The organism is Mycobacterium sp. SMC-15, assembly GCF_045310925.1.
Lineage (GTDB): Bacteria > Actinomycetota > Actinomycetes > Mycobacteriales > Mycobacteriaceae > Mycobacterium.
This window is the reverse complement of record NZ_JBJIAJ010000003.1, coordinates 161,137-184,865: the sequence shown is the minus strand read 5'-3', so window position 1 is coordinate 184,865 and position 23,729 is coordinate 161,137. Positions and strand designations below refer to the sequence as shown.

Here is a 23,729-nt window from a genome sequence, read left to right as displayed (position 1 = left end):
GGCTCATGGCTGCACCGTACCGTCGGAGTGGTGCGGTGGATCGTGGACGCGATGAACGTGATCGGTGCGCGTCCTGACGGCTGGTGGAAGGACCGCCACGCCGCGATGGTGCGGTTGACCCGACAGCTCGAGGTCTGGGCAGCAGCGCACGGCCAGGAAGTCACGGTGGTCTTCGAAAAGCCGCCGTCGCCGCCCATCGACTCGGACGCCGTCACGATCACGGCGGCGCCACGACCAGGCGCCAACTCCGCCGACGACGAGATTGCGCGGCTGGTCCGGGCCGACGACCGACCGCAGGACATCACCGTGGCGACCTCGGACCTTGCCCTGGTGGAGCGAGTCACCACGGCGGGCGCGGCCACTTTCCCGGCGGCACGTTTCCGCAGGCTCATCGAGGAGGGGTGATGGAGCCGCAGCTGTTTCGGCCCCGACCGCCGCTGTCGGAGAGCATCGCTTACTTCGGGTACTGGGATCGCCGTGCGGGTGGTCCGCACCGGAGCCGCGCCTTGCCGCGCGGAGCGGCGACCATCGTCATCGATATCGGCGAGCGGCCGGAGGTGGACTTCTTCGGCGCCGATGCGTGCACCCGGGTGAGCGTGCCACCCGCGTTCTTCATCGGCGCCGGCACCGCGTCCTACGTGACACAGATCGACACGGCACAGACCGTCATCACCGTGCACTTTCGCTCCGGCGGCGCGTGGCCGTTCGTCGGCATCGCGCAGGGGGAGTTGACGGATGCCTGCGTCGGGCTGGGCGAGCTGTGGGGGCGCGCGGCGGTGACGCTGCGCCAGCGGTTGGCAGAAGCCTCCTCGGCTGCCGCACGCGTCATGCTGCTCGAAGCGTTTCTCATGAATCGGTTGCAGGACAAGCAATTCGCTCTGCACGGTGACGTGACCGCGGTGTTGGACAGCGCGGAACGCAATCCGTCGATGCGTGTCGGTGATGCGGTCGCACTCACCGGCTCGTCGCCCAAACGGCTGATCAACATGTTTCGCGCCCAGGTCGGTCTTACGCCCAAGGCCTACCTGCGGGTGCGGCGACTGCAGGCCGCCCTCACGCGCCTCGACAGTGGGGCGGCGCGGGGTGCTGCCCTGGCAGCAGAGCTGGGGTACTTCGATCAGGCGCACTTCGTGCGGGAGTTTCGCGCGTTCACCGCGACCACCCCCACCCAGTACCTGCGGCGTCGTTCGTGGTTGGCCGGGCACGTTGACCTGATCGAGGATTCGCCGACGACGCCGCGCGGGTGAGCGGCGGCAAAAATATCCAAGCCAACCGCCACCGCCGTCCCAGATGATGGGGTCATGTACCGCACCCGAGAAGCCGTCGCCAGCACCGGGATCCTCGTCGCCGCGATCCGCGCCAAGGAATCCGCCCGCGATGACGCCCTGTTCACCGATCCGTTCGCCGACAAGCTGGCGGGGGAGGATGGCCGGCGGATGCTGGACGCGGCCATCGCCAACTCGGGTGAGCAGTCGACCTGGCAGATCGTCGTCCGTACCCGCTTCTGGGACGAGGCCCTACTGAGGGCCGGCGTCACCCAGGTGGTCATCCTGGCGGCCGGCATGGACGCCCGGGCATACCGGCTGCCCTGGCCGGAACACAGCACCGTCTACGAAGTCGATCAACCAGCGGTCATCGCGGCCAAAGCCGAGCTGCTCGCCGGCGATGAGCCGCGTTGCCGGCGGGTGCCGCTCGGTATCGACCTAGCCGAGGACTGGCCTGCCGCCTTGGAGGCCGCGGGTTTCGACGCGGCCGCGCCCAGCGTCTGGCTCATCGAGGGTCTGCTGCAGTACCTCGACGAGTCCGCAGTGCGTGCCCTGTTCGCCCGTGTCGACGCGCTGTCGGCGCCCGGCTCGGTGCTGCTGTATGACGTGGTCGGCAAGACGCTGCTGGAAGCGCCGTCGATGGCGCCGTTGCTGCAGTCCATGGCACAGCAGGGTTCACCGTGGCTGTTCGGTACGGACGAGCCCGGGGAGCTCGTCGAACGATTCGGTTGGTCGGCCGTGGTGACCGATGTGGCGGGGCCGGGTAACCGGTGGAACCGCTGGTTTCCGTCGGTGACGGCAGCGGCTGGACCCGACGTGCCGCGCGGCTACTTCGTCGAGGCGCAGCGATAGCTGTCCGCGCTTGCGGCGGGGTCGTGAATCCGCGAATGCTCGGTGTACGGGCATGGTGGCGGAGTAAGTTGCTTGCACGGTAGCTGTATCGCCTGCGTAGCACTCAGCATCACATGGGGTTGGGACATGGCAGTCTGCGGATCGTCACTGATGAACCGCCGCGGTGATGCCACTCGGCGTAGATCTCGTCATGACTGATCACGCAGAATTCAGTGAACTGGATCCACCGCCGCCCGAAATATCCTGGGCGGCAAGGGTGATGTGCGCAGTGCTGGAGTTAGAGACAACCGACACCCCGCCCACCGCAACCCGGGTCAAGGAGATGGTGGGTGCCAAATTCGCGGCGTCGTTCTTGCCCGGGGACCGGCTCTATGACGGTGCCCGGCCGTCGTGGGAGCGGTGGGTCGACGAGGCCATCAAAGCGCTGACAAAGCAGAAATACCTGCGGCGACTCAAGGGCGCGGTACGTACCACCGCTGCGGGTCGTCAGCACTACGCCACCGCATGTCAGATCGGCGCTCTGGTCGCGGCGGCTCCCGCACCGACCGGAGAAGAAGCGCCTCCTCCGTCTGATCTGTTGCAACCCGGGGTCGTCACCGCACCACTGCAACGGAAGCTTCGGCCAGCTGTAGAACACGCCGCAAATCTCGATCTCTTCCGAGCGACGCATTCATTCAGGTCGTCGTTCCGGGACGCCGGGCCAGGCTTCGTCGACGATGAACAGCCGGCGGATGAACCTGAACCGATCATGATCGAGCTGAATCTGCGCTACGGGCTTGGCGCAGACCCAGCCATCGCCGGTGGCTTGGCCGGGGCGATCGCCCGAGTCCAGAACCTGTGGAAATTTGTTGGTGCGCAGGGTGAACCGACCGTGATCGCCGATCAATACCTGTCTGGTGACCTGACGCCGGCGCAGATGCAGAACATCGCGACGGCAGATTCGGCTGCCGGCGACTGGCCATACCGGGCCATCTTCCGCATCTGGCCCGACTTCGAGGTGCACCGCCAGATCGACGTCTCCACCACGACGGTCAAGGCGGTGCCCGCGCAACGTTCGTTCGCAGCCTTCGGTGACGGCATCGTGTGGGCGGTGATCGATTCCGGTATCGACGGCACCCACCCGCACTTCCAGGGTGAACACACGCTCAGTGACCCGTCGGTGGCAGACCTACATCATGACTTCGTTTCCGGCAGCAGCGATCCTGCCGCAGCTCTCGTCGATGACGACGGGCACGGAACCCATGTGGCCGGCATCATCGCCGGCGGCCTGGCCCGGTGGAAGCCTGACAGTGGCGAGCCCCACGCGATCGCCGTCGAGAGGCGACGGAACAACGGGGCAGTTGCGGGTGCCGACCCGATCCTCTCGCCGCGTCCGGTGGACCTCGAACAACTCAACGGCGTTGCACCGCACGCAAAATTGGTCAGCCTGAAGGTACTCGGCGGCCTCGGTGACCTCACGGCGCGGACTGCCAGGGTGATCAATGCGCTGGCTTACGTCCGCGAGAAGAACGGCGACACCGGCAAGCTGAGCAGAATCCACGGCGTCAATCTCAGCCTGGGCTACGACTTCCTCGCTGAGTGGTTCGCCTGCGGACAGAGCCCGCTATGCCTGGAAGTGAACCGGTTGGTGCGTACCGGCGTCGTCGTGGTAGTCGCGGCCGGAAACTCTGGCTACGTCAAACTCAATGTTCAGAAGTCCGATGTCAACCAATTCAGCGCCGCCATCACGATCAACGATCCGGGCAATGCCGACTTAGCCATCACGGTTGGCTCGACACACCGGGATTCGCCACACACCAACGGGATTTCCTACTTCTCCTCGCGCGGGCCGACCGGGGACGGCCGGCCCAAACCCGACCTGGTGGCGCCCGGCGAACTGATCACTTCGGCTGCTGCCGGCAAGAACCTCACCAGAATCCAGCAAGCCAAACTCGACGGGTTCGACGGCGCAGCGGTGTACATCCAGGACAGCGGTACGAGCATGGCCGCTCCGCACGTGTCGGGTGCCGTCGCGGCATTTCTCTCGGTACAGCGCGAATTCGTGGGGAAGCCCGACGAGGTCAAGCGAATCTTCACCTCGTCGGCGACGTCGCTCAATCGTGACCCGAGTTTCCAAGGCGCAGGTCTGGTCGATCTCATGCGCGCACTGCAAACACCGTGACATCGGCGAAGGGGCACCACCATGACCACACGCACCACCACACCCTGGGCGCTGTCATTCGATGCCAAAGGAGATGTCGACCAGGACGGTGAAAGGCAATTCCTGAAGCAACTCGAGGCCGCCAAGGTCGCTGACCTGGTGATCTTCAGCCACGGCTGGAACAACGACGAGGCGACGGCCGCCTCGCTGTACCAGCGATGGTCCGCCTTGCTCGATGACCAACTCGGCCCTGGCCGCACCATCGGCTTTCTGGGAATCCGATGGCCTTCGGCGATGTGGCGCGACGAACCCATTCCGGACTTCGATCCCACGCCCGGTGGCGCGGTACCCGGTGCTGCCGGGTTGGATGACACCGCCACGACGTTCGATGCCGACCCAAGCCTGAGCCCACAACAGTTGGCTGACCTCGTCTCCCTGTTCCCGTCGGGGGCCGCCGAGCTCCGCCACCTCACCACACTGCTGGCGACGGAGCCTGACCAGGAACAGCGCGGCGAAATGTTGACGGCCATGCGCAAATTCAGCGACAAGGTGCGGGCCGGGTTCGACGATGGCGAGGCTGAGACTGCCGACCCCACCCGGCCCGGCATGTTGGACGACGACAAACGCGCTGACGACGTCTTCGAGAGCTTCGCCGACGCGCTGACCGACGCGGGCGTCGACCTCAGCGATGGTGGCGGGGGCGGTGGCGCGGGCCTCGGCGACAGCATAAGGAAGCTGTGGATCGGCGCCAAGCAGGCGCTGCGTCAGCTGACCTACTGGCAGATGAAGAACCGCGCCGGGGTCGTCGGGGAACGTGGCGTCGGACCACTGCTGGTAGTTATCGCCGCCAGGTTCCCCACCTTGCGAATCCACTTGGTGGGCCACAGTTTCGGCGCCCGGGTGGTGTCCTTCGCGCTGGCCGGCGGACCAACTTCCACGCCGTCCCCGGTCAAGTCGGTCACGCTGCTTGAGGGCGCCTTCTCCCGATTCGCTTTTCTCGATGAGCTTCCGTTCTCGTCCCCGCACCCCAGTGGCGCGCTGGCCGGGCGCCTATCCCGCGTCGACGGACCGCTGACTGTCTGTTATTCCAGCCACGACATGGCCCTGGGCGTGATGTACCCGCTGGCCTCGGCCGCTGCCGGCGATGACAGTGCCGGCATTGACGATGATCCGCTGGGCCGGTGGCGCGCTATCGGTTCGCTGGGCGCCTACCAGGCACCGACCGAGCCCATCGGCGCAGTGCGGACCCCGTATTCCTTTGCCAAGGGCGCCATCCTCAATGTGGACTCCTCGGCGATAGTGATCAAGGGCGGTCCGCCGTCCGGCGCGCACAGCGACATCTTCTATCCGGAGCTGGCCTGGATCGTCGCTTCGGCGGCTGGGCTGACCGCCTAACTGGGTTGAGCAGCGGCGGTGGCCCCGGCGCGGCGTCCGGCAAACACGCAGTCGGCGATCGACAGTCCGCTGACGTAGGACTTCGAGGCGATGCCGATGGCGGTGCGGCCGGCACTGTAGAGCCCCGGAATCGGATTGTCGTTGGCGTCGACCACCGCGCCGGTGTCTTCGGAGACCCGGACGCCACCCAGGGTGAGCATGGGGGTGGGGCGTAAGACGTTGGGCCGCACCGAGATGTCCATCAGCGTGAATGGTCCCTGATCGATGCGCCGGCAGAAGTCGGCGGGTTTACCGGCCGGGTCGACGGTGCCGGAGTCGATCGCGTCGTTGTGGGCGGCGACTGTGGCTGCCAAGCCCTCGGCATCGATGCCTGCTGCCCGAGCCGCCTCGGCCAGCGTGGCACCGCGCACGGCGCCGGTGAAGATCAGCGCGGCGCCCTGGGCGCGTTGGAACCACAACGTCTGGGTGAGCAGTTGGCGGCGGGCCTCCGACATGAGGCGGGCGTCGGCCAGGATCCAGCCCTGGCTGCCATGGTTTTTCACCATGGCCTGTCCGACGGCGGCGCCGTAGCGGGACTCGTCGATCACCCGTCGGCCGTCGGCGTCGACGATGATCGCCGAGATGAAGGCACTGGGGGGCGTGATGAACTTCCACACCGAGACGTTGTCCATGCGATCGGGTACCGCGCCGACGCTCTGGGCCAGCGCGATGCCGCTCCCGTCGTCGCCGCTGGTGCCCAGGGGCAGGCCACCGTTGAATTCCGGTGCGTAGCGCTTGCGCCATTCGGTGTTGGCGATGAAACCGCCGGCGCAGATGATCACCCCGCGGCGCGCGATGATCTCGATCGTTTTGCCGTAGCGCCGTTGCAGTTTCTCCAGGCGGCGGTCCATCGCGGCGCGGAGCGGCGGGTAGTAGACACCGGGTTTCGACGAGAGCGCAGCCAGGCGGGCGTAGCGGCGCTGGATGCGGCGGGGCGCCTGCCCCATGGTGGTGGCCCGCACGCCGACCACCCGGCCCGACGGGTCCTGCAGCAGGTCGGTGACGGTGGTGTGCGGGCGGAAGTCCACGCCGAGCTTGCGGGCCGATTCGGCCAGCGGCGCGTAGATCTTCTTGCCGGAGGTGCCCTTGCCGTAGGCGCGGTGGCCGCGCTGCACCGGCGGGGTGTGGGCGCGGAATGCTCCGGCGTTCTCACTGCCCGAGTGGTACAGGTAGTAGCGATTGTTGGGAAAAGACGTCTTGTAGGGGCACAGGCCGGAGTTGAACGGCACCCCGTGCGACTGCAACCAGTCGATCATCTCCGGGCTGCCGTCGACGAAGCGCTGCAGTGTGTCGGGCCGGACCGCGTCGCCGACCTCCAGGCGCAGGTAGTCCAGCATCTGCTCGGCGGTGTCATGCACACCGGCTTCTTTCTGGACCGATGTGCCGCCGCCCGCATAGATGATGCCCCCGGAGATCGCGGTGGCACCGCCGCCGTTGGCACGGTCGACCGCGATGACCTCGGCGCCCAGTTCGCGGGCGGTGATCGCGGCGGAGGTACCGGCCGCGCCGTACCCGACGACCAGAACGTCGGTCGTCACGCTGGTGGTGGTCATGCGCTCTCCCTTGACGACGTGAGCTGAACGGCCATCAATGTAACAGTCGCTAGTCCTCTGCTTGCGGAAGTGACCAGCGGTGATTGGTCGGTCTACGAGCAAAGCGAAACGTGTTCTAGATATCCGGGGACGCTCCGATCAGGCGCCCTGCGCGGTTCGGGACGGCTCACGGGAGAAGATGAACGGCATGGTTGCACGGTTGTGGCGTTTGGTCGCCTCCCTGGTTATCGCCGTCGGCTGCGCGATGACGGCGGCGCTCCCCGCCGGCGCGGCACCGGGCGTGGATCCCGCCGCGCTGGCCGCTGACCTGGTCGCAGCCGATCAGGCGTTGCGGAACACCTCGTCGCCGGAGCAGGTGCTGGCCGCCGCGGCCCGTCGGCAACAGGTCGCCTACCGCACCCTGGGCGCGCACCCCGAGTGGGATGCGATCGCTCGCGCGCAGATCCCGGCGGCGCTGCAAGCGGTCTACGACCGCAACATCGACGCGCGTCGTGCACTCATGGCGCTCACCGACCCGAAAGACACCATGCCGCCGTGGCGGGTGGTGCCGCCGGTGCCGGCGAACGAGTTGATGGCCAGCTACCGCGCGGCCGAGGCCGCGTCCGGGGTGCCGTGGAACTACCTGGCGGCGATCAACTTCGTCGAGACCGGCTTCGGCCGCATCAATGGCGTCAGCGATGACGCCGCCCAGGGGCCGATGCAGTTCCTGCCGTCGACGTTCGCGGCCTACGGCAACGGGGGCGACATCCACTCGCCGCGCGATGCCATCATGGCGGCCGGTCGCCTGTTGGCCGCCAACGGTTTTGCTACCAATCGCGACAAGGCGATCTGGGGATACAACCATTCCGACTACTACGTGCGGGCGGTCAACGACTACGCCGCGGTGATGGGCGGCGACCCGGCCGGGTTCGCCAGCTACTACCGCTGGGACACCTACTACCGGACCACCGCCGGTGATCTGCTGCTGCCGATCGGGTACGTCTCGTCGTCGCGGATTCCGGTGGGGGAGTATCTGGCCACGCATCCGCAGTGACCTTCAGCGCTGTTGGGCCCGCCATTTGTCCAGCACCCGCCGATCCCGTTTGGTCGGCCGTCCCGCGCCGCGGTCCCGAGTGGCCATCGCCGTGGCGGATGCCGGTGGGGGCGGTGGTGTTCGGTCCAGGTAGCAGGTCACCGCGTCGGCCGCGCCCACCCGCTTCTGAATCACCCGCAGCACTTCGACGATGCGGGTGCGATCGCCCACCAGGGCACTCACCACGTCACCGGGCGACACTGTCGTCGCCGGCTTCGCCGGGCGGTTGTTGACCCGCACGTGTCCGCCGCGGCACGCGGCGGCGGCGTCCGGCCGGGTTTTGGTGATCCGCACCGCCCACAGCCACCGATCCACCCGGCTCGATTCCATGGCGGCCCAGGCTCAGCGGGAGGCGTTGAGGATCTTGATCGCGAAGACGAGCGTGTCGCCGGGCAGGATTCCGGCGGCCGGCTGCCCGTCGGGATAACCGTCGGCCGGGACCATCGCGACCGCCACCGTCGACCCGACCTTCTGACCCGCAATGGCCTTCTGGAATCCCGGGACCACGCGGTCCAGACCGAAATCGACCGGCTTGCCTCGTTCGTAGCTGCTGTCGAACACCGACCCGTCGCGTCCGTTGACACCCATGTAGCAGACCGACACCGTTGCGTGGTCCCCGACGACGCGGCCGTCGCCGGCGTGCAACGTGTGCACCTCGGTCTGGGTGACCTTGAACGGCCCGGTCACGACGACGCTCGGTGCGGCGGAGTTCGTGGAGCCGGTCACCGCGATGCTGCCGGTGGCTCCCTTCAAGGTCCAGTCGGCCGCAACGCCTTCCGCCGGCGGCTTGGCGGGGCAGGCGGTGACGGTTTCGCCACCCGGGGGCAGGAACAGGTCGGTGACCGACGACGTTTTCGACGAAGAGGTGCTGTCCGAACCGCCACAACCGGCGAGCGCCGCCGCCAACGAGGTGACACCGACGGCGAGTGTGACGAACCGAGGCATACGCGAATTCACCTTGGCAACGCTACAGCCCGGCCCGGCCGGGTGGCCCCGGTGTCGCTATCCGGAGATCTTCACCACGAGCTTGCCGACATTCTTGCCGTCGAACAGCATGTTGATCGCGGTCGGCAGCTGCTCGAAGCCCTCGACGACGGTTTCGAGCGGGGTGAGCTTGCCGGCGGCGATCAGCTCGGAGATCTCGCTGTTGGCCTCCGGTGCCCGTAGGAAGTGATCGAGGACGATGAAGCCCTTCAGGGTGGCGCGCTGGATCAGCAGGTTGCCGAATGCGCGCGGCCCCGGCGGCGGGTTGGTCTCGTTGTAGCCCGAGATCAGCCCGCAGAGCGCGATCCGCGCACCGACGTTCACGCGCGCAAAGATCGCGTCCATGATGTCGCCGCCGACGTTCTCGAAGTCGACGTCGATGCCGTTGGGCGTCGCGGCGGCAAGCTGGCGGGCCCAGTCGTCGGCGCGGTAGTCCACCGCCGCGTCGAAACCGAGTTGATCGGTGAGCAGGGCACACTTCTCCGGTCCGCCCGCGATCCCGACCACCCGGGCGCCGGCGGCCTTGGCGAGCTGACCGGCCACCGAACCGACCGCGCCGGCTGCGGCCGAGACGACGACGGTCTCGCCCGGTTGCGGCTTGCCGATGTCGCGGATCCCGATCCAGGCGGTGAGCCCGGTCATGCCGAGCGCGCCCAGGTAAGCGCTGGGCGAGACGCCGTCCGCGACGTCGACAGGGAACAACGGCATGGTGTCGGAGACGACCACGTAGTCCTGCCAGCCGGTCAGGCCCTGCACGGTCTGGCCGACCGAATAGTTCGGGTTCTTCGACGCGACCACCACACCGAGGCCGGCGGCGCGCATCACCTCGCCGATGCCGACCGGCGGCAGGTACGACGGAGTCTCGTTGATCCACATCCGGTTGGTCGGGTCCAGCGAGATCCAGTCGACACGCACCAGCGCCTCGCCGTCGCCGATCTCCGGCACCGCCTGCTCGCTGAGTTCGAAGGTGTCCGGCCCAATGCGGCCGGATGGGCGTTCGCGGAGAAGGAAGCGACGATTGCGATCGGTCATGAGCGCACGCTACCGGATGCAGCGGACCCTGGCAATGGTCGTTAAATCAGTTGGGGGACAACGCAACAGGTCCTCATATGTTGCCTGTGAACGTTCGTAGTGCCTGCACGTGGGCTGCGGGACCGCTCAGGTCGACGTCGGCTCGCGTCTGGCGCCCGGCCAACCAGCGAACCAGGTTTGCCGGCGTTCCCTGCACCAGCACCGCCTGATCCGTCTGGGGGCCTAGGGATGCCAAAACTTGGCCGTCGTCGGTGCTGACTCTCATCGCAGCACCGGCGGGCAGTCTTGCGTGCTGATAGCGCAGCAGTGGGGCGATGGCCTGTCGCAGTGTTGCCGGCGCCGGGTGGTCGGCGCCGTCGGCAGCGGCGAGGTCATCGTGATGGGTCCAGTACTCGAACAGCGTGAGTGGCGCCACCCGCGACCGGAGCAGCAGTCGCGGCAGTGGGCGCCGCAGCCGGTCGATCAAGTCGGTGAAGCCGTAGCGATGCTCACGCCGAATCGCGAACTCCACCATTCTCGGAGGCGCCGGGACAGCGATTCCGCGCGCCACCAGCGACCGCGCGATGAACGTCGAGATGCCGCCAAAGCGTTCCTCGGCCGCCAGGTGGGCCGCCAGATCTCGCGCGGTCCATGACCCGCACCCGGCGCGCGCCGAGGCGCCGGCGGCGCTCAACGAGTTCGTGAGTTCCGCCCGCTCGGCCTCGATATCCTCGGCGAGCGCCACCGTGGATCAGCCTGAGGCGCCCAGGATCTTGATCGCGAAGATGAGGGTGTCGCCCTGCCGGATGCCGGCGCTGGGCTGGCCGTCGGGGTAGCCGTCGGCGGAGGTCATGGCCACCGCAACCGTCGATCCGACATTCTGGCCGGCGATCGCCTTCTGGAATCCGGGGATGACGCCGTCGAGCGGGAAGTCCACCGGGGCGCCGCGCTTGTAGCTGCTGTCGAACACCGACCCGTCGCGTCCGTTGACGCCCATGTAGCAGACGGACACCTTGGCCGTGTTCGAAACCACCGGGCCGCTGCCGGCCTGCAACGTGTGTACCTGGGTCGAGGTCACGCTGAACGGCGTCGACACATCCACCCGGGGCGCGGCCGTTTCGGTCGATCCGGTGACCGCGACGCTGCCGGTGGCCCCGGTCAGCGTCCATTCCGGCGCGCCGCCGGCCGGCGCGGCGGTGGGGCAGGTGTCGGCGGCCGACGCCGTGCCTGCCGCCGCGAAGGGCAGGACGATTGCCGTGAGACTGGCCGCAACAGCAACGAATGAATGCATCCGAGTGGGTTTCACCACCGCCACGTTACAGACGTAAAGATGACCCGTCAGCCGGGACTCGGCACGTAGTCTCACCCAGGTGCACATTGACGTCATGGCCCTACCGCAGCCGTTGGGGAAGGCCGGCGAACTGGCCCGCAACACCCAGGCCGCGGGTTTCTCCGGTCTGTTGTTCACCGAAGCGGGGCGTACCGCGTATCTCAACGCTGCCATCGCATCTCAGGCCGCGCCTGGTCTGGAGCTGTCGACCGGTGTCGCGGTTGCTTTTCCCCGCAGTCCGTTTGTCACGGCGGCCACCGCGTGGGAACTGCAGGAGGCCACCGGTGGCAGGTTCCGGCTCGGTCTCGGCACCCAGGTACGTACTCATGTGGTGCGGCGCTACGGCGCGACGTTCGACCAACCCGGGCCTCGGCTGCGCGACTACGTGCTCGCGGTCAAGGCGTGTTTTGCCGCCTTCCGAACGGGAAAGCTGGATCATCACGGAGACTTCTACGACCTGGATTTCATCACCCCGCAGTGGAGTGCCGGCCCGATCGATGCGCCCGATCCCAAGGTCGATGTCGCGGCGGTGAATCCATGGATGTTGCGGATGGCCGGCGAGGTGGCTGACGGTGTGCACGTTCATCCGCTCGGCGAGCCCGGCTACCTGGCGCGTCACGTGGTGCCGAAGTTGGCCGAAGGAGCCGAGAGGGCAGGCCGTTCCCCGCCGGAGGTCGCCGTCATCGTGCCCGCGATGACGATCGTCGGCGACAGCGATGCAGAGCGGCACCAGGAACGAGAGTTCGCGCGGGCCAGCCTGAGCTTCTACGGAAGCACACCCAATTACGCCTTCATCTGGGATGAGGCCGGGTTCGACGGCACCACCGCCCGAATCCGTGAGAAGCAGAAGGCGGGCGACTTCGCTGGGATGGCGGCGCAGATCAGCGACGAGCACTTGGCCGCGTTCGCCACCGAGTCGACGTGGGATGCGTTGGCAGACAATCTGATCGGCAAGTACGGGGGAGTTGCGACGCGGCTGGTCCTGTACAACGCACTCGGCGATCCCGAGCGCTTCGAGCGATACGGCGAGATCGCCCAGCGGATTTCGGCCGGGCCGCGCACGATCCAGGACCGATGAGGTCGGTGGCGTGCTGATCGGGGTGGCCGCCGCGCTGTTGGCGTGTTTCGGCTACGGGGTGGCCACGGTCCTGCAGGCCTATGGCGCGCGTAGTTCTGCTGCCGCCGGCCAGGGGGAGGAGGCGCTCATCACCGCGGACGGCCGACCGACCCTGCGCTCGACCGCCAACGCGGTGCTGACCTCGGCGTTCATCGCCGGGATGGCCCTCGACGTCATCGGTTTCGCCGGCAGCGTCGTCTCGGCACGGCTGATACCGCTGTTTCTGTCGCAGACCATCATCAGCGCCAATCTGATCGTTACCGCGGTGCTGGGCATCGCTGTGCTCGGCGTTCGTCTGCACCGCCGCGATTGGGTGGCGATCGCTACGGTGATTGTGTCGCTGTGCGTGTTGGGGCTCAGCGCTGGTGGGGCAGGTACCGACACTTCGGGATCGGGGCTGCACTGGGCGCTGGTGTTGCTGGCGGTGCTGATCGCCGCCCTGGGCGTTGGTCTCATTCGCCTGCTGGGAGCCCGTGCCGCCGTCGCAGCCGGCTTGGTCTCCGGTGGCCTCTACGGAGTGATGGCCATCGCGGTTCGGGTGATCGACGGCGTCGATCCGCTGCGATTGCCGGTGCTGCTGACGGACCCGGCGTTCTGGGCGATCGGTATCGCCGGCGCCGGTGGCTTCTACCTGTTTACCGTTGCGTTGCAGCTGGGTTCGGCCAACGGCGCCGTTGCGGCTCTGGTCGTCGGCGAGACGGTGATGCCCGGCATCGTCGGGGTGACGCTGCTCGGGGATACCGCGCGGGCCGGGCTGGGCTGGTTAGTGGCGTTGGGCTTTTGCACCGCGGTCGTGGGCGCGGTGGCCGTCGCCATGTTCGGCGCGGCCGGCCATGCCGATGCGACGAACCCGGCCGTACTCCGTTAGGTCCTGGCGGTCTTCCAGGGCTGCTCGTTGCGCCGTTGCCGCTCCCGCTCGTTGGCTTGGTCCTTCACCCAGAAATCCTCGAATCGTTCACCGGGATGCACGTTCGGCAGTCGATCCATCAGCCTGCTGAGTGCGCGTGGGGGCCTCGCCGGCTCCCATTGGGGAACCACTGCGCTGAGTGCCGCAAGACTCTTGAGCACGACGAACACCGTGAACAGCGCACCGGGAGCGTTCGTCGCGGCGATCCCGGCGAATCCGAGCAGCAGGGTCATGTGCACGACCATGACGCGGCCCAGGCCGACGTTGGCCGCGGTCTCGATATCGCGGAACGACCATCGGCGCAGATCGACCAGATCGGTGAGGAATTCCAGCGTCAGGAACATCAAGACGCCCAGGCATCCCCATCCAACGCTGCGCCAGTTCAGATCGATCATCGCAAGCTCGGGCGCACGGTTGTGGATCAGCAGCGCGAGGATGGCCGCCAGGAAGACTCCGTGGGCAGCGCAGAACGCCAGGCTGATGAGGGCGAAGCCGCTCAAGAACGAAGAATTCGACGGGCCACCGGTTCCTGGGCCCCGGTAGCGGAAGTGCCCGTACTTGGGGTTCAGGCGTTGGTGCACGGCGATGCGGGCCATCACGAGCAGGCACGTCGTGACGTTCTCGAACCAGTACACGACCACGGTCGTCGCGCCCGACCAATGTTGACCGAACCAGCCGAACGCGGGGACGGCGATGACACCGAGCACGGCGAACAGATGCAGGGGTGAGAACTTCGAGCGGCGCTGCGCATCCTGCCCGGATTCAGGCCCCGAATCGGGCAGGGTCACGCGTCGTCCATCCGACCATGGCGAACCATTGGATGATCATGGACGTTCCGAGCTCATCTCCGGGCGCGGTTCACAAACTTTCGGTTCGCGCTCGTGCTCCGTCCAGCACCGCATCGATCTCGCCCCACGTGCGACGAATGATCTCGGCCACCGGCAGAAGATCGACGATCCGGGATGACACTTGACCGGTGTTGGCGACGCTGGCCTCCATGTCGCCGTCGAAGTACAGCTCGGTAATCTTGCCCAGCAGCCGTGAATCCGGGTCGTGTGCGGCAACCCGGGCGGCCAGCCCGGTCCGCAGAACCCGCATCGTGGGGTTGCCGGGAACATCGAGAAGCACTGTGCCGGAATCGTTTGCGGCCACGATTGCGTCCTTGAAGTTCGCGTGCACCGCGGCCTCATGGCTGGCCAGCATCCGAGTGCCCATCTGCACGCCCTCGGCGCCCAACACCAGCGATGCCGCAGCCGACCGCGCATCGCAGATACCGCCGGCGGCGATGATCGGCAGGTCCACGTTCTCGGCGACCAGCGGTAGCAGCACCATGGTTGAGGCGCCCAGCAATGACTTGAAACCGCCGCCTTCCACACCCTCGACCACCAGTGCATCGACACCGGCGTCGGCGGCTTTGAGCGCGCCCTTGAGCGAGCCGACAACGTGGACCACCGTCATGTCGGCATCGTGCAGCAGTTTGGTGAACAGCGCCGGGTCACCGGCGGAGGTGAAGACATGGCGCACGCCGGCTTCAGCCAGGGCGTCGACGATCGACGGGTCGCTCTTCCAGCCTTGGATCATGAGGTTGGCCGCCACCGGTTTGTCGGTGAGCTCACGCACTCGCTGCAGATCGGCCCGCCCTTCGGGGGTCAGCGTCTCGATCACGCCGAGCCCGCCTGCCTCGGACACCGCCGCAGCGAGTTCGGCGCGCGCGATGTAGGTCATCGGGGCCTGGACGACGGGGTAGGCGACCCCGAGCAGGGATTGGATGCGGTTGGTCACGGCTTATTCAAGCACCGTGGCTGCCTACAGCTTTGACCAGCGGCGGCACATCGACAGAGCGCCGTCGACGACTTCGTCGATGAAGGTGTCATCAACGGGTTCACCCGTCACGATCACCCGGTAGTGCATTCGGCCGACAAGGCACTCGGCAAGCGCGGCCACGTCGGCATCGGGCGTCAGGTCACCACGGGCGATTGCCCGAACGAACGGTTTCTGGTCGCGAACCCGCTGATCATCGAGGTAGCGAGCCCGAAAGATCTGGGCAAGCTCGCGATCGTGCTGGATCTGCCCTACCAGTGCGCGATAGACGGCGCCCGCATCGTCGACGGTGAGGAGGTGGGCGGTAGCGCGCAGATGGGCGTGCAGATCGGACTCCAGGGAGCCGGTATCGGGAGGTTCGAGTTCGGCGGCCGCATCTTCGAGGAAGGCGTCCATCAGGACATCCGTTTTGGAGCTCCACCAGCGGTAGACCGTCTGCTTTGCCACCCCCGCCGCCTTGGCGATGCCCTCGACGGTGACGCCGGCGAAACCCTTCTCCGCCAGCAGGTCGTCGGCCGCATGCAGGATGGCCTCGCGGGCCGCTTCGCTGCGTCCGTGCCGATTGCCGCGATGCGGCTGTGCGCTTGCCACAGCTCGATCTAACACCACCTCAATCTAGACAAGACGCAACGTAGCGTCTAGTGTAGAGATATGACTGCAACCTTGAACCATCCGGAATACACCTCGATCATCGACCGGCTTTTCGCTGATGCGCAGCGCGATGCCGATCGCCGACAGGGCATCTCGCCCAGCGACTACACCATCGAAGATCGGGCAGAGGCCTTTCAGGACGTCTACCTGTCCGTGGCGCCCGACTCGGGCCGGCTGCTGTACAGCCTCGTTCGCGCGTTGAAGCCGACGACGATCGTGGAATACGGCATGTCCTATGGGATCTCGACGCTGCATCTGGCCGCCGCGGTCCGCGACAACGGCACGGGCCACATCATCACCACCGAGATGAGCTCGCGGAAGCTGGCCGCAGCCCAGGCGACGTTCGCCGAAGCAGGGGTCAGTGACCTGATCACCATCCTCGAAGGCGACGCTCGCACCACCCTCAGGTCCATCAGTGAACCCGTGCAGTTCGTGCTGCTCGATGGCTGGCCCGACCTCGATCTGACGGTGATCAAGATCCTGGAGCCGGTGCTGGCAACAGGCGCACTGATTGTCGGCGACAACGTGAACCTGGACCCGGCTCACGCCTATCTCGACTACGTGCGCGCACCGGAGAACGGCTACGTGAGCAGCCCGCTGGCTCTTGACACGGGATTGGAACTGGCTGTCCGCGTGTAGCTTTGGCTACCAGCTGCTGGCCCGGGGCTTCGCTACGAAGCCTCGGCCCGCGCGCTGGGAGCGCTGCCGTCGAGTAGTACGCGTGCGACGAGCTCGGGATCGTCGGCCATCGGCACATGGCCGCAGCCGGGCAGGCGGATGTGGCGGGCCTGGGGGAGCCGTTGTTCGGCGATCTTCGCTTGGTAGGGCAGCAGGATCCGATCACGCGCGGCCCATGCGATGGTCACCGGAATGTCCGCGGGGATCTCCCGGTCGAAGACTTCGGCGGCCGGGAAGATCTTCTTCATCGCGGGAATGGCCCGCCGCATGCCGTTGAGGTCGGCCACGAACTCCTCGGCCGGGATCCGCTCGGGGTGCGCCGAGACCACCGAGCCCATCATGTGCCGTGCCCGTGGCGAACGAGCAAGGCGCGGCACCACGGGGGCCAGCATCCGGGCGCTGGTGGTGAGCAACCGGAAGATCATCCGAACGTAGGCGAAATCGAGGGAGTTGTGCCAGTAGGCGGCGGGGGACAGCACCGTCGCGCTCGCGACCAGATTGTCGGCGGCGGCCTCCATCGCGATCCGGCCGCCCAAAGAGTTGCCGCCGATGTGCGGGCGGTCAAGGCCGAGCTGGTCCAACAGCCCGACCAGTTCGTCGCGCAGCGTTCCCTGCACGTCACCGTTGCGGACCACGAAGTCATGCGATTCGCCGTGGCCGGGCAGATCGAAGAGCACCACGGTGCGGTGATCGGTCAGGTGCTCGAGCACCGGGTACCAGGCCTGCCTGCGGTGGGTGATCCCGTGGACGAGCACCAAGGGCTCACCGGTTCCATGGATCTCGTACTTCAGCATGTGGGTGCTCCTTCGCGGACATGATCTCGCCCTTGGGCAACGGTAGCCCTGCTGGTGATCGGGCGGGGGCCGTGGGGTGGCACGGGGGCCTCGATCCGTCCTCGGGCGTGTTCGACTCGGGAGGATTGGCGCGTGGCCGCCGATGCGCTACTTCCCAGGTGTGGCGAACACGAAAAGTGCCATGAAGGCGATGTTGATGAAGTAGACCGCTTCGACCAGGCCGACGGTGATTAGAAACGGTGTAAACAAACGTGATTGGGCTTCGGGTTGGCGGGCGACGCCGGCGATGAACTGAGATCCGGCCAGCCCGTCGCCGATTCCCGCGCCGATGGCACCACCGGCCAGAATGATGGCACCAGCCAGGAGTGCGTCGCCCACGACGGGGTCAGTAGGCATGATGGATCCTCCTAGGTTGTGTGTTGCAGCAGGGACTCGACAGCGGCTACCGCCGCGGCGGCGCCGTCTTCGGCGGCAATATCTGCACTGAGTCGACGCGCGTTGTCGCGCAGGTGCTGATCGTTGACGGCGGTGCTCATGGCAGCGGCGAGGCGGTCGACGGTGACATGACGTTGGTTGATGGTGGCTGCGGAGACGCCGAGAGCGTTGAGTCGGGCGGCCCAGAATGGACCGTCACCGTATGCGGGCAAGGCGATGGCGGGGATGCCGGCGCGCAGTCCCGCCGCGGTAGTGCCCGCTCCGCAGTGGTGCGCGACAGCGGCGACCCGGGGGAACAGCCAGTCGTGCGGGGTGTCGCCGATGGTCATGACGGTGTCACTGACAGCGTTGAGGCCGGTCCAGCCAGCCTGTACGAGGACGCGGACTCCGGCCTGCGCGGCGGACTGTCGGATGAGGTCGGAGAGCTGGGCGGCGCGGGCGGGGGTGGTCATCATGCTGCCGAATCCGACGAACACCGGTGCTGGGCCCTCGGATAGGAAGTGGGTCAGTTCAGCTGGTGGGATCCACTCGCCAGAGTTGGCTGGCCACCAGTATCCGGTGACCTGCAGACCGGACCGCCAGTCGTATGGGGGCGGCGCTACCCGTGGCGAATAGCCATGCAGAATAGGCCAATTAGCCGACGTCCGTTGCTTGCGCAGAACTCGGGTTGATGCACTTGGCAGGCCGAGTCCGCGGCGGAAATCGGCCATCACGCGTCCGTAGGCACGGTCGACCAACCATGCACCCACCCGCGCAGCTGCACGGTTTCCGGCTGCTCCGGCCGACCATGTGCCCAGAACAGTCGGTGGATACAGTGCCGTGGCTGACAAGGGCTGCAGTCGAACACCTGCGGAGGGAATGCCTCGTGATTCAGCCCATTGGTGGCCGGACATCTCTGCGAATGGTGACAGCAGCGCGACGTCGGCTGGTTCGGCTTCGAGCGCGGCGAAGATGTCGTGGCCCAATGTCCGCATCCCGCTTGGCGAGAAGAACGCCGCCAGCTCCTTCAACTGCTGTACCTCGGCACCGTCCGCGGCGAGGTGCAAATCAGCTGGCAACTCACGAAAAGCCAGGCTGCACTTAGTGATCATGTCAGCGAATGGCGTGTAGGCAGCGATGCTCACCCGGTGTCCGGCCTGTCGCAGGGCGACACCCAACCCGGTCAGTGGAGCGACATCGCCGCGGCTGCCGACAGCCACGATGACGACGCGACTCACCGCTGTACCGCCACCGCGCTGCCGAAGATCTCGACCAGATCCTCGGCGTAGGTGCGGGCATCGAAGTCCGGCTCGCGCAGAATCTTTTCGACGACTGCATTGACGGCACCTCGTAGCGCCATCGACATCGACCCGACGGGGAACTGTCCGAACTCGTGATCGCGTTGCCCCGCAATCAGTATCGTGGTCGGATCCAGCACGGTGAGTTCTTCTCTAAGTTCGTCGGTCATGCCCAGCTCATCGAAGCGCCGACCGTCGGTGGGCTGATAGCTCGCGCCCAACTGCGCCAAGGCCGCCAACTGGTTCCGCTGACTGCTGAAGTAGGCAATATTCGCCCTGATGTAGGCGGCCAGCTTGCCTTCCGATGTGCTCTCTGCCTGCAATGCCGGAGACACCGCGGCAATCGCTGTTCGGTACATCTCCTCGACGACCGCATCGACCAGGTTGTCCTTGCTGCCGAAGTGGTAGAGGACCGCGCTCATTGCCAAATCCACGCGTTCCGCGATCTTGCGTATCGACGTCTGCGCCCAGCCAAGCTCCGCGATCACGTCTATCGCCGCATTCACGATCTGGGCTCGTCGCGCCGACTGGGTGAAGGTGACCTTTCGCGGCTCAGATCGCATGACCTCATATTAGATCAAGTGATCAGTAATCGGAAGATATTCCTGGCGCGGATGGAGGGACACGGCTGGCATCCGACCTCGCTGGTCACCGATTCGCCAACTTCGCGATGACGCCGACTGACGTCACGTGACGGTTTCAGTTGGGCAAAGGTCCTGCAGGGGAGCGGCGGTGACAGGGTCGATATCGCGCGTTCGGCCTTAGTGTTGGCTGCCATGGCGGGGATCCACAGTTGCGTGAAACGCTGCCGTGCAGCGCTTCACGTCGCTGTCGCGGCAGCGCTGGTTGTCATCCTCGGATTCGCGACCACCGCCGTAGCTCATGCGGCCGCGGCCACCGCGACGTTGTCGGTGACCTCGACGTGGCAGACCGGCTTCATCGCGCGCTTCACCATCACCAACTGGAGCAGTGTGCCGATGACTGATTGGCGCCTTGAATTCGACCTGCCGGCGAATGAATCCATCTCGCACGCGTGGAACAGCAGCGTCGGCCGATCAGGCACGCACTATGTGCTGGCCCCGGCGAACTGGAATCGGATCATCGCGCCGGGCGGTTCCGCCACGGGTGGCTTCCGGGGGGTGTTGTCCGGGACGTACTCGCCACCGGTGAACTGCATGCTCAACAGGCAGCTTCTCTGCAGCTAGCGGGCCCGCTCAGTCCTGCTTCGCTGCGTAGCGCAGTAGCACCGTGTCGCCGGGGAATGTGCGGTTCTCCAATAGCCGCAGCGAGATCCATGACGGCAGGCTCGGGAAGAACGGGGTGCCGCCGCCGACGGCGGTGGGGGCGATCACCATCCGAAACTCATCTACCAGTCCGGCCTGCACAATCGGTGCGGCCAGTGCCGCGCCGGCCACCTCCAGGTTGCCGTCGGTTTCGGCCTTCAACTTCCGCACTACCTCGACCGGGTCGCCGCGTTCCAGTCGGGAGTTCCAGCCGACCGACTCCAGGGTGCGTGAGAAGACGACCTTGGGCATGGCGCGCCAGATGCGGGCGAAGTCGACGATCAACGGGGGAGCATCCGGGTCCTCATCGGCCGTCGGCCAGTATGCCGACATCAGTTCGTAGAGCCGCCGACCGTAGAACGACAGCGCGGTCTCGCGCTCGAAGTCGTTCCAGTACTGGTGCAGTTCGTCGCTCGGCTCGCTCCAGTCGATGCTGCCTTGTGCGTCGGCGATGTAACCGTCCACCGACACGGTGAAGCCGTAGATGAGCTTGCCCATGGAGATCAGTGTGCACTGGACACCGCCCGGGGCAAGGGGAGAATTGGGGCATGTCGCTCGCGCTATGGATCATCGCTGCCGTGCTCGCCGTCGGGACGATCACCGGCGGGCTCATGCGGATGCGGGTGTGGTTACAGAGGCCGGTGCCGCCTGAGGTGATCGAGGCCGCGCACCGCGATGACGCCGAGGACGAGTAGTCAGCGATAGAGGGGCTCAGATGCTCACTGCAATGGCTCGGGCGTGAAGGTGACGTCGACTCCGCCTACGGTCATCGTCACCTGACCTTCGATCACCATCACCTGTGCCGAGACCCGTCGATCGACAGTCCGGGCCAGTTGCTGCACCGATCCGTGCGGTATCTGCACCACCGACAGATTCGGTAGCCCCGCCACTTTGGGTCCGACAGTGCGCCACCAGGTGGCCACGCCGGCGGCGAACGGGAAGAGCAGCACCTGGTCGGCCTGGCTGGCGGCCTTGCCCAAGGCGCGTTCGTCGGGCTGGCCGACGTTGATCCACTCGAGGATCCGGCCGGTGTAGTCGGTGAGCGCCAAGTCCGGTGCGCCAGGGGTGGACAGGCCCGGCCCGAACGCCAACTCACCGTCGATATCGCTGAGTCGGTGCGCGCGAAGCCCAAAAGTCAACAATCGCACGACCATCCGCTCATCGTTCTCACTGGGATGACGGGCCACGGTCAGCGTGTGATCGGCGTAGTAACCGTGATCGATATCGGAGACGCCAAGTTCGACTTTGAATACCGTTGCAGAAAGGGCCACGTCATAGTGTCCACCCAGGTGGTATCGCCAGCGCAGTCGGCCCGCTTTGAGCGTTGCGCTTGCCGTCAGGCCAGCGGCTTGAAGGTCCCGGCCAACGCTCGGAAGGCGTCGAGACGCTCCGGACCGCGGAGCCAGCTCGAAGACTTCGTCCCGCGGTTGAGTCGTTGACGGCCGGCCGCTGGCTACCTGTCCACCGGGGATACGGCACGCGGAGCATCACGCGGCGTAGAGAGCGAGCCCCTCATCAATTGATGAAGGCTGCGCCACAAAGGACGATATTCGCCGCCTGGCTTCCTTCGAATCTGGAGCGGGTAAAAGGATGAAACCGTGGAACCCGCCGGCTATCTCGACAAGCGTCGCGTCTACACCGGCGGAGCGCATGCGGGTCGAGACATTGCGGGAGTCATCGAAGTCCACCTCCGGCAGACTCCCCAACAATGACCGTGGGACGGTCAGGTGCTACCTCACCTCCGAGTAAACCGCCCACACATCATCGAGGGCCGCGGGGAAGGGATGTTCTGGTGCAAGTCGGTAATCGACACTCACCAGTTCCGCACTGCTGGACTGGGCCAGCCCGCTGTGGGCACGGGCCGCCAGAGAACTACCGGCAACGAATGCCCCACCGTGTACGTGGAAGATCAGCCCAGCGCCGGCCCTGGCGGGACGGAACCACCGCACGGGTACGCCGGCCACCGTGGCGGTGGTCTCCTGGACGCCGCGCACCCTCCGCTGGCGCGACTCCATCGATTGGGTGATCTTGCGTGTTCTGCCCACGTCGTGAGCGCCGCCTGTATGCGATGCCGCCAACAGCACGAGCTTTTGCAGAGCGACCAGCCGTAGACTCGCGCGGTGCGACGTGGGTTCAGGCAGGTTCACGCGATGCTGCTGAATACTGCCGCAACCAGCCCGCCCAAGGTCAGCACGCCAACCATGACCGTGGCGTAGATCGCGCGGCGGCGTCGGTGTCGGCGGGCGCTGTCGATCGCCACGGCGATGATCACGAGGATCAACGCTGGATAGATCGACAGTCCGACTGTCAGCATCGCCGCTTCACCGGTGCTGGCCAGGGTCACTTCGTGCATGCGGTGAGCCTACGGGGGAACGGAAGCATCTCGCCGTTGGTCACGTCGGAGGGACCAAGTAGAGGCGCCCTTAATCTAGCAAGTGAACGTCCGCGCAACCGCTTCCAGTGTGATTGCCAGCACGAGGAAGATTACGAACAGAACCTGCAGGGTCAGGGCGGCCTTCAAATGCGCGCCACGCTTCTCGTTTGCGGCGTAAAGGCTTTTGACGGTATCTGCGTCGCGATTGGCCGTAATAAACCTCGCTTCGACGGTAGGGCACTTGAACTTCTCGCCGGCCATCCTGTCGAGCGTGGCGTTATCTGTCAGCGCAACCTTGCTTGTCCCAGCGTGTACAAGTGATGCGTAGATGAGTGAAGCGATCAATGCAAAACCGCCGGCTGCGAGAAGAGTTAGTGATCCGGGAGTAGCATCACTCGGCTTGAACTTCTCCGCTAGGAGAGTAGCGATAGCAAGTACAGCCGTGAGGATCGCTAGGTTGGTCTGGCTGATCCTGGCGCCCCGGGTTTCCAGAATCTGCATCCTCTGAAACTCAAGCTCACGAAGCCGTGAGATGTAATCGCTGAAGACCTGGCCGGTCTTAGACTCGTTACTCAACGCTTCCAGGCCCGTGAGATTCCCAGCCTCCGCCACCGGTCAGACTTCGGCTGGAACCCCAGTCTTCGAGCTCGTCCTCCTTGTCGTCAGACTCGTCGCTGTCTGACGAACCGTCTTGGCGTCCGTTGGTCATCCGTGCTCCCTGTTGTAGTGCGCGCTGCTAGGGGTGCTGACG

General features: G+C 66.2%; 30 protein-coding genes. 11 read left to right on the top strand and 19 right to left on the bottom strand.

Annotated features, from left to right (window positions below):
* Positions 1-30 precede the first annotated feature (30 nt).
* The 5 genes from ACJH71_RS05895 to ACJH71_RS05875 all read left to right on the top strand — a co-directional run bounded on the left by ACJH71_RS05895 (position 31) and on the right by ACJH71_RS05875 (position 5,652).
* Positions 31-405 carry an NYN domain-containing protein gene (locus ACJH71_RS05895; RefSeq protein ID WP_406757077.1) on the top strand — a complete coding sequence of 125 codons (375 nt, stop codon included), beginning with the start codon at positions 31-33 and terminating at the stop codon, positions 403-405.
* Entirely contained in the window at positions 402-1,247 is an 846-nt protein-coding gene (locus ACJH71_RS05890) for a helix-turn-helix domain-containing protein (protein ID WP_406757076.1), read from the top strand. The genes ACJH71_RS05895 and ACJH71_RS05890 overlap by 4 nt, the downstream gene beginning before the upstream one ends.
* 54 nt (positions 1,248-1,301) lie before the next feature.
* Positions 1,302-2,117 (top strand): class I SAM-dependent methyltransferase, encoded by an 816-nt coding sequence (locus ACJH71_RS05885; RefSeq protein WP_406757075.1) that lies wholly within the window; start codon positions 1,302-1,304, stop codon positions 2,115-2,117.
* 190 nt (positions 2,118-2,307) lie between these two features.
* Positions 2,308-4,278: a S8 family peptidase gene (locus ACJH71_RS05880; protein ID WP_406757074.1), complete on the top strand. Its 1,971-nt coding sequence runs from the start codon at positions 2,308-2,310 to the stop codon at positions 4,276-4,278.
* Positions 4,279-4,299: 21 nt separating this feature from the next.
* Positions 4,300-5,652: a serine-threonine protein kinase gene (locus ACJH71_RS05875; protein WP_406757073.1), complete on the top strand. Its 1,353-nt coding sequence runs from the start codon at positions 4,300-4,302 to the stop codon at positions 5,650-5,652.
* Here the strand turns inward: ACJH71_RS05875 and ACJH71_RS05870 are convergent.
* Entirely contained in the window at positions 5,649-7,244 is a 1,596-nt protein-coding gene (locus ACJH71_RS05870; protein WP_406757072.1) for an FAD-binding protein, read from the bottom strand. The genes ACJH71_RS05875 and ACJH71_RS05870 overlap by 4 nt on opposite strands.
* Positions 7,245-7,488: 244 nt before the next feature.
* On the opposite strand from ACJH71_RS05870, the gene ACJH71_RS05865 reads away from it, so the two are divergent.
* Positions 7,489-8,277 carry a transglycosylase SLT domain-containing protein gene (locus ACJH71_RS05865; RefSeq protein ID WP_406757268.1) on the top strand — a complete coding sequence of 263 codons (789 nt, stop codon included), beginning with the start codon at positions 7,489-7,491 and terminating at the stop codon, positions 8,275-8,277.
* Between the two features lie 3 nt (positions 8,278-8,280).
* On the opposite strand, the gene ACJH71_RS05860 is transcribed toward ACJH71_RS05865, so the two are convergent.
* The 5 genes from ACJH71_RS05860 to ACJH71_RS05840 form a co-directional block, all read right to left on the bottom strand.
* A complete protein-coding gene (locus ACJH71_RS05860; RefSeq protein ID WP_024441306.1) occupies positions 8,281-8,646 on the bottom strand; it encodes an RNA-binding S4 domain-containing protein in 366 nt (121 codons plus the stop codon).
* A gap of 12 nt (positions 8,647-8,658) precedes the next feature.
* Positions 8,659-9,261 (bottom strand): FKBP-type peptidyl-prolyl cis-trans isomerase, encoded by a 603-nt coding sequence (locus tag ACJH71_RS05855; RefSeq protein ID WP_406757267.1) that lies wholly within the window; start codon positions 9,259-9,261, stop codon positions 8,659-8,661.
* A gap of 57 nt (positions 9,262-9,318) precedes the next feature.
* Positions 9,319-10,332 carry an NADP-dependent oxidoreductase gene (locus tag ACJH71_RS05850; RefSeq protein ID WP_406757071.1) on the bottom strand — a complete coding sequence of 338 codons (1,014 nt, stop codon included), beginning with the start codon at positions 10,330-10,332 and terminating at the stop codon, positions 9,319-9,321.
* 73 nt (positions 10,333-10,405) lie between these two features.
* Complete coding sequence (locus tag ACJH71_RS05845; RefSeq protein WP_406757070.1) at positions 10,406-11,056, bottom strand: maleylpyruvate isomerase family mycothiol-dependent enzyme; 651 nt, start codon at positions 11,054-11,056, stop codon at positions 10,406-10,408.
* Between the two features lie 6 nt (positions 11,057-11,062).
* On the bottom strand, positions 11,063-11,602 hold the full coding sequence (locus tag ACJH71_RS05840) for an FKBP-type peptidyl-prolyl cis-trans isomerase (protein ID WP_406757266.1): 540 nt from the start codon (positions 11,600-11,602) through the stop codon (positions 11,063-11,065).
* 79 nt (positions 11,603-11,681) lie between these two features.
* Here ACJH71_RS05840 and ACJH71_RS05835 point away from each other — a divergent pair, with 79 nt between their 5' ends.
* Positions 11,682-12,719, top strand: a complete 1,038-nt coding sequence (locus ACJH71_RS05835; RefSeq protein WP_406757069.1) for a TIGR03617 family F420-dependent LLM class oxidoreductase — start codon at positions 11,682-11,684, stop codon at positions 12,717-12,719.
* Positions 12,720-12,729: 10 nt separating this feature from the next.
* The gene (locus ACJH71_RS05830; protein WP_406757068.1) at positions 12,730-13,626 is read left to right on the top strand and encodes a hypothetical protein; all 897 of its coding nucleotides are present in this window, start codon (positions 12,730-12,732) and stop codon (positions 13,624-13,626) included.
* Here the strand turns inward: ACJH71_RS05830 and ACJH71_RS05825 are convergent.
* From ACJH71_RS05825 to ACJH71_RS05815, 3 genes are all read right to left on the bottom strand, one after another.
* Positions 13,623-14,453, bottom strand: a complete 831-nt coding sequence (locus ACJH71_RS05825) for a DUF6498-containing protein (protein WP_406757067.1) — start codon at positions 14,451-14,453, stop codon at positions 13,623-13,625. The two genes, ACJH71_RS05830 and ACJH71_RS05825, sit on opposite strands and share 4 nt — an antisense overlap.
* 70 nt (positions 14,454-14,523) lie before the next feature.
* Complete coding sequence (locus tag ACJH71_RS05820) at positions 14,524-15,447, bottom strand: NAD(P)H-dependent flavin oxidoreductase (RefSeq protein WP_406757066.1); 924 nt, start codon at positions 15,445-15,447, stop codon at positions 14,524-14,526.
* A gap of 24 nt (positions 15,448-15,471) precedes the next feature.
* Positions 15,472-16,077: a TetR/AcrR family transcriptional regulator gene (locus tag ACJH71_RS05815; RefSeq protein ID WP_406757065.1), complete on the bottom strand. Its 606-nt coding sequence runs from the start codon at positions 16,075-16,077 to the stop codon at positions 15,472-15,474.
* 60 nt (positions 16,078-16,137) lie between these two features.
* Between ACJH71_RS05815 and ACJH71_RS05810 the strand changes: the two genes are divergently transcribed.
* Complete coding sequence (locus tag ACJH71_RS05810; RefSeq protein WP_406757064.1) at positions 16,138-16,776, top strand: O-methyltransferase; 639 nt, start codon at positions 16,138-16,140, stop codon at positions 16,774-16,776.
* Positions 16,777-16,808: 32 nt separating this feature from the next.
* Here ACJH71_RS05810 and ACJH71_RS05805 read toward each other — a convergent pair whose 3' ends face one another.
* The 4 genes from ACJH71_RS05805 to ACJH71_RS05790 all read right to left on the bottom strand — a co-directional run bounded on the left by ACJH71_RS05805 (position 16,809) and on the right by ACJH71_RS05790 (position 19,884).
* Positions 16,809-17,609, bottom strand: coding sequence for an alpha/beta fold hydrolase (locus ACJH71_RS05805; RefSeq protein ID WP_406757063.1), 801 nt, complete (start codon positions 17,607-17,609; stop codon positions 16,809-16,811).
* Positions 17,610-17,756: 147 nt separating this feature from the next.
* Complete coding sequence (locus ACJH71_RS05800) at positions 17,757-18,005, bottom strand: F0F1 ATP synthase subunit C (RefSeq protein WP_406757062.1); 249 nt, start codon at positions 18,003-18,005, stop codon at positions 17,757-17,759.
* An 11-nt stretch (positions 18,006-18,016) separates the two neighbouring features.
* Positions 18,017-19,261 (bottom strand): glycosyltransferase, encoded by a 1,245-nt coding sequence (locus tag ACJH71_RS05795; protein WP_406757061.1) that lies wholly within the window; start codon positions 19,259-19,261, stop codon positions 18,017-18,019.
* Positions 19,258-19,884, bottom strand: a complete 627-nt coding sequence (locus ACJH71_RS05790) for a TetR/AcrR family transcriptional regulator (RefSeq protein ID WP_406757060.1) — start codon at positions 19,882-19,884, stop codon at positions 19,258-19,260. Before ACJH71_RS05790 ends, ACJH71_RS05795 begins: the two co-directional genes overlap by 4 nt.
* Positions 19,885-20,097: 213 nt before the next feature.
* On the opposite strand from ACJH71_RS05790, the gene ACJH71_RS05785 reads away from it, so the two are divergent.
* On the top strand, positions 20,098-20,526 hold the full coding sequence (locus ACJH71_RS05785; protein WP_406757059.1) for a cellulose-binding domain-containing protein: 429 nt from the start codon (positions 20,098-20,100) through the stop codon (positions 20,524-20,526).
* A 9-nt stretch (positions 20,527-20,535) separates the two neighbouring features.
* Here ACJH71_RS05785 and ACJH71_RS05780 read toward each other — a convergent pair whose 3' ends face one another.
* Entirely contained in the window at positions 20,536-21,102 is a 567-nt protein-coding gene (locus tag ACJH71_RS05780) for a dihydrofolate reductase family protein (RefSeq protein WP_406757058.1), read from the bottom strand.
* 50 nt (positions 21,103-21,152) lie between these two features.
* Between ACJH71_RS05780 and ACJH71_RS05775 the strand changes: the two genes are divergently transcribed.
* Positions 21,153-21,299: a hypothetical protein gene (locus ACJH71_RS05775; protein ID WP_406757057.1), complete on the top strand. Its 147-nt coding sequence runs from the start codon at positions 21,153-21,155 to the stop codon at positions 21,297-21,299.
* A 24-nt stretch (positions 21,300-21,323) separates the two neighbouring features.
* Here ACJH71_RS05775 and ACJH71_RS05770 read toward each other — a convergent pair whose 3' ends face one another.
* From ACJH71_RS05770 to ACJH71_RS05750, 5 genes are all read right to left on the bottom strand, one after another.
* Positions 21,324-21,875 (bottom strand): YaeQ family protein, encoded by a 552-nt coding sequence (locus ACJH71_RS05770; RefSeq protein ID WP_406757056.1) that lies wholly within the window; start codon positions 21,873-21,875, stop codon positions 21,324-21,326.
* 216 nt (positions 21,876-22,091) lie between these two features.
* On the bottom strand, positions 22,092-22,292 hold the full coding sequence (locus tag ACJH71_RS05765) for a hypothetical protein (RefSeq protein WP_406757055.1): 201 nt from the start codon (positions 22,290-22,292) through the stop codon (positions 22,092-22,094).
* 42 nt (positions 22,293-22,334) lie between these two features.
* On the bottom strand, positions 22,335-22,619 hold the full coding sequence (locus tag ACJH71_RS05760) for an alpha/beta hydrolase fold domain-containing protein (protein ID WP_406757265.1): 285 nt from the start codon (positions 22,617-22,619) through the stop codon (positions 22,335-22,337).
* A gap of 128 nt (positions 22,620-22,747) precedes the next feature.
* Positions 22,748-22,957 carry a hypothetical protein gene (locus ACJH71_RS05755; protein ID WP_406757054.1) on the bottom strand — a complete coding sequence of 70 codons (210 nt, stop codon included), beginning with the start codon at positions 22,955-22,957 and terminating at the stop codon, positions 22,748-22,750.
* 75 nt (positions 22,958-23,032) lie between these two features.
* Positions 23,033-23,590 carry a hypothetical protein gene (locus tag ACJH71_RS05750; protein ID WP_406757053.1) on the bottom strand — a complete coding sequence of 186 codons (558 nt, stop codon included), beginning with the start codon at positions 23,588-23,590 and terminating at the stop codon, positions 23,033-23,035.
* Between the last annotated feature and the right edge of the window lie 139 nt (positions 23,591-23,729).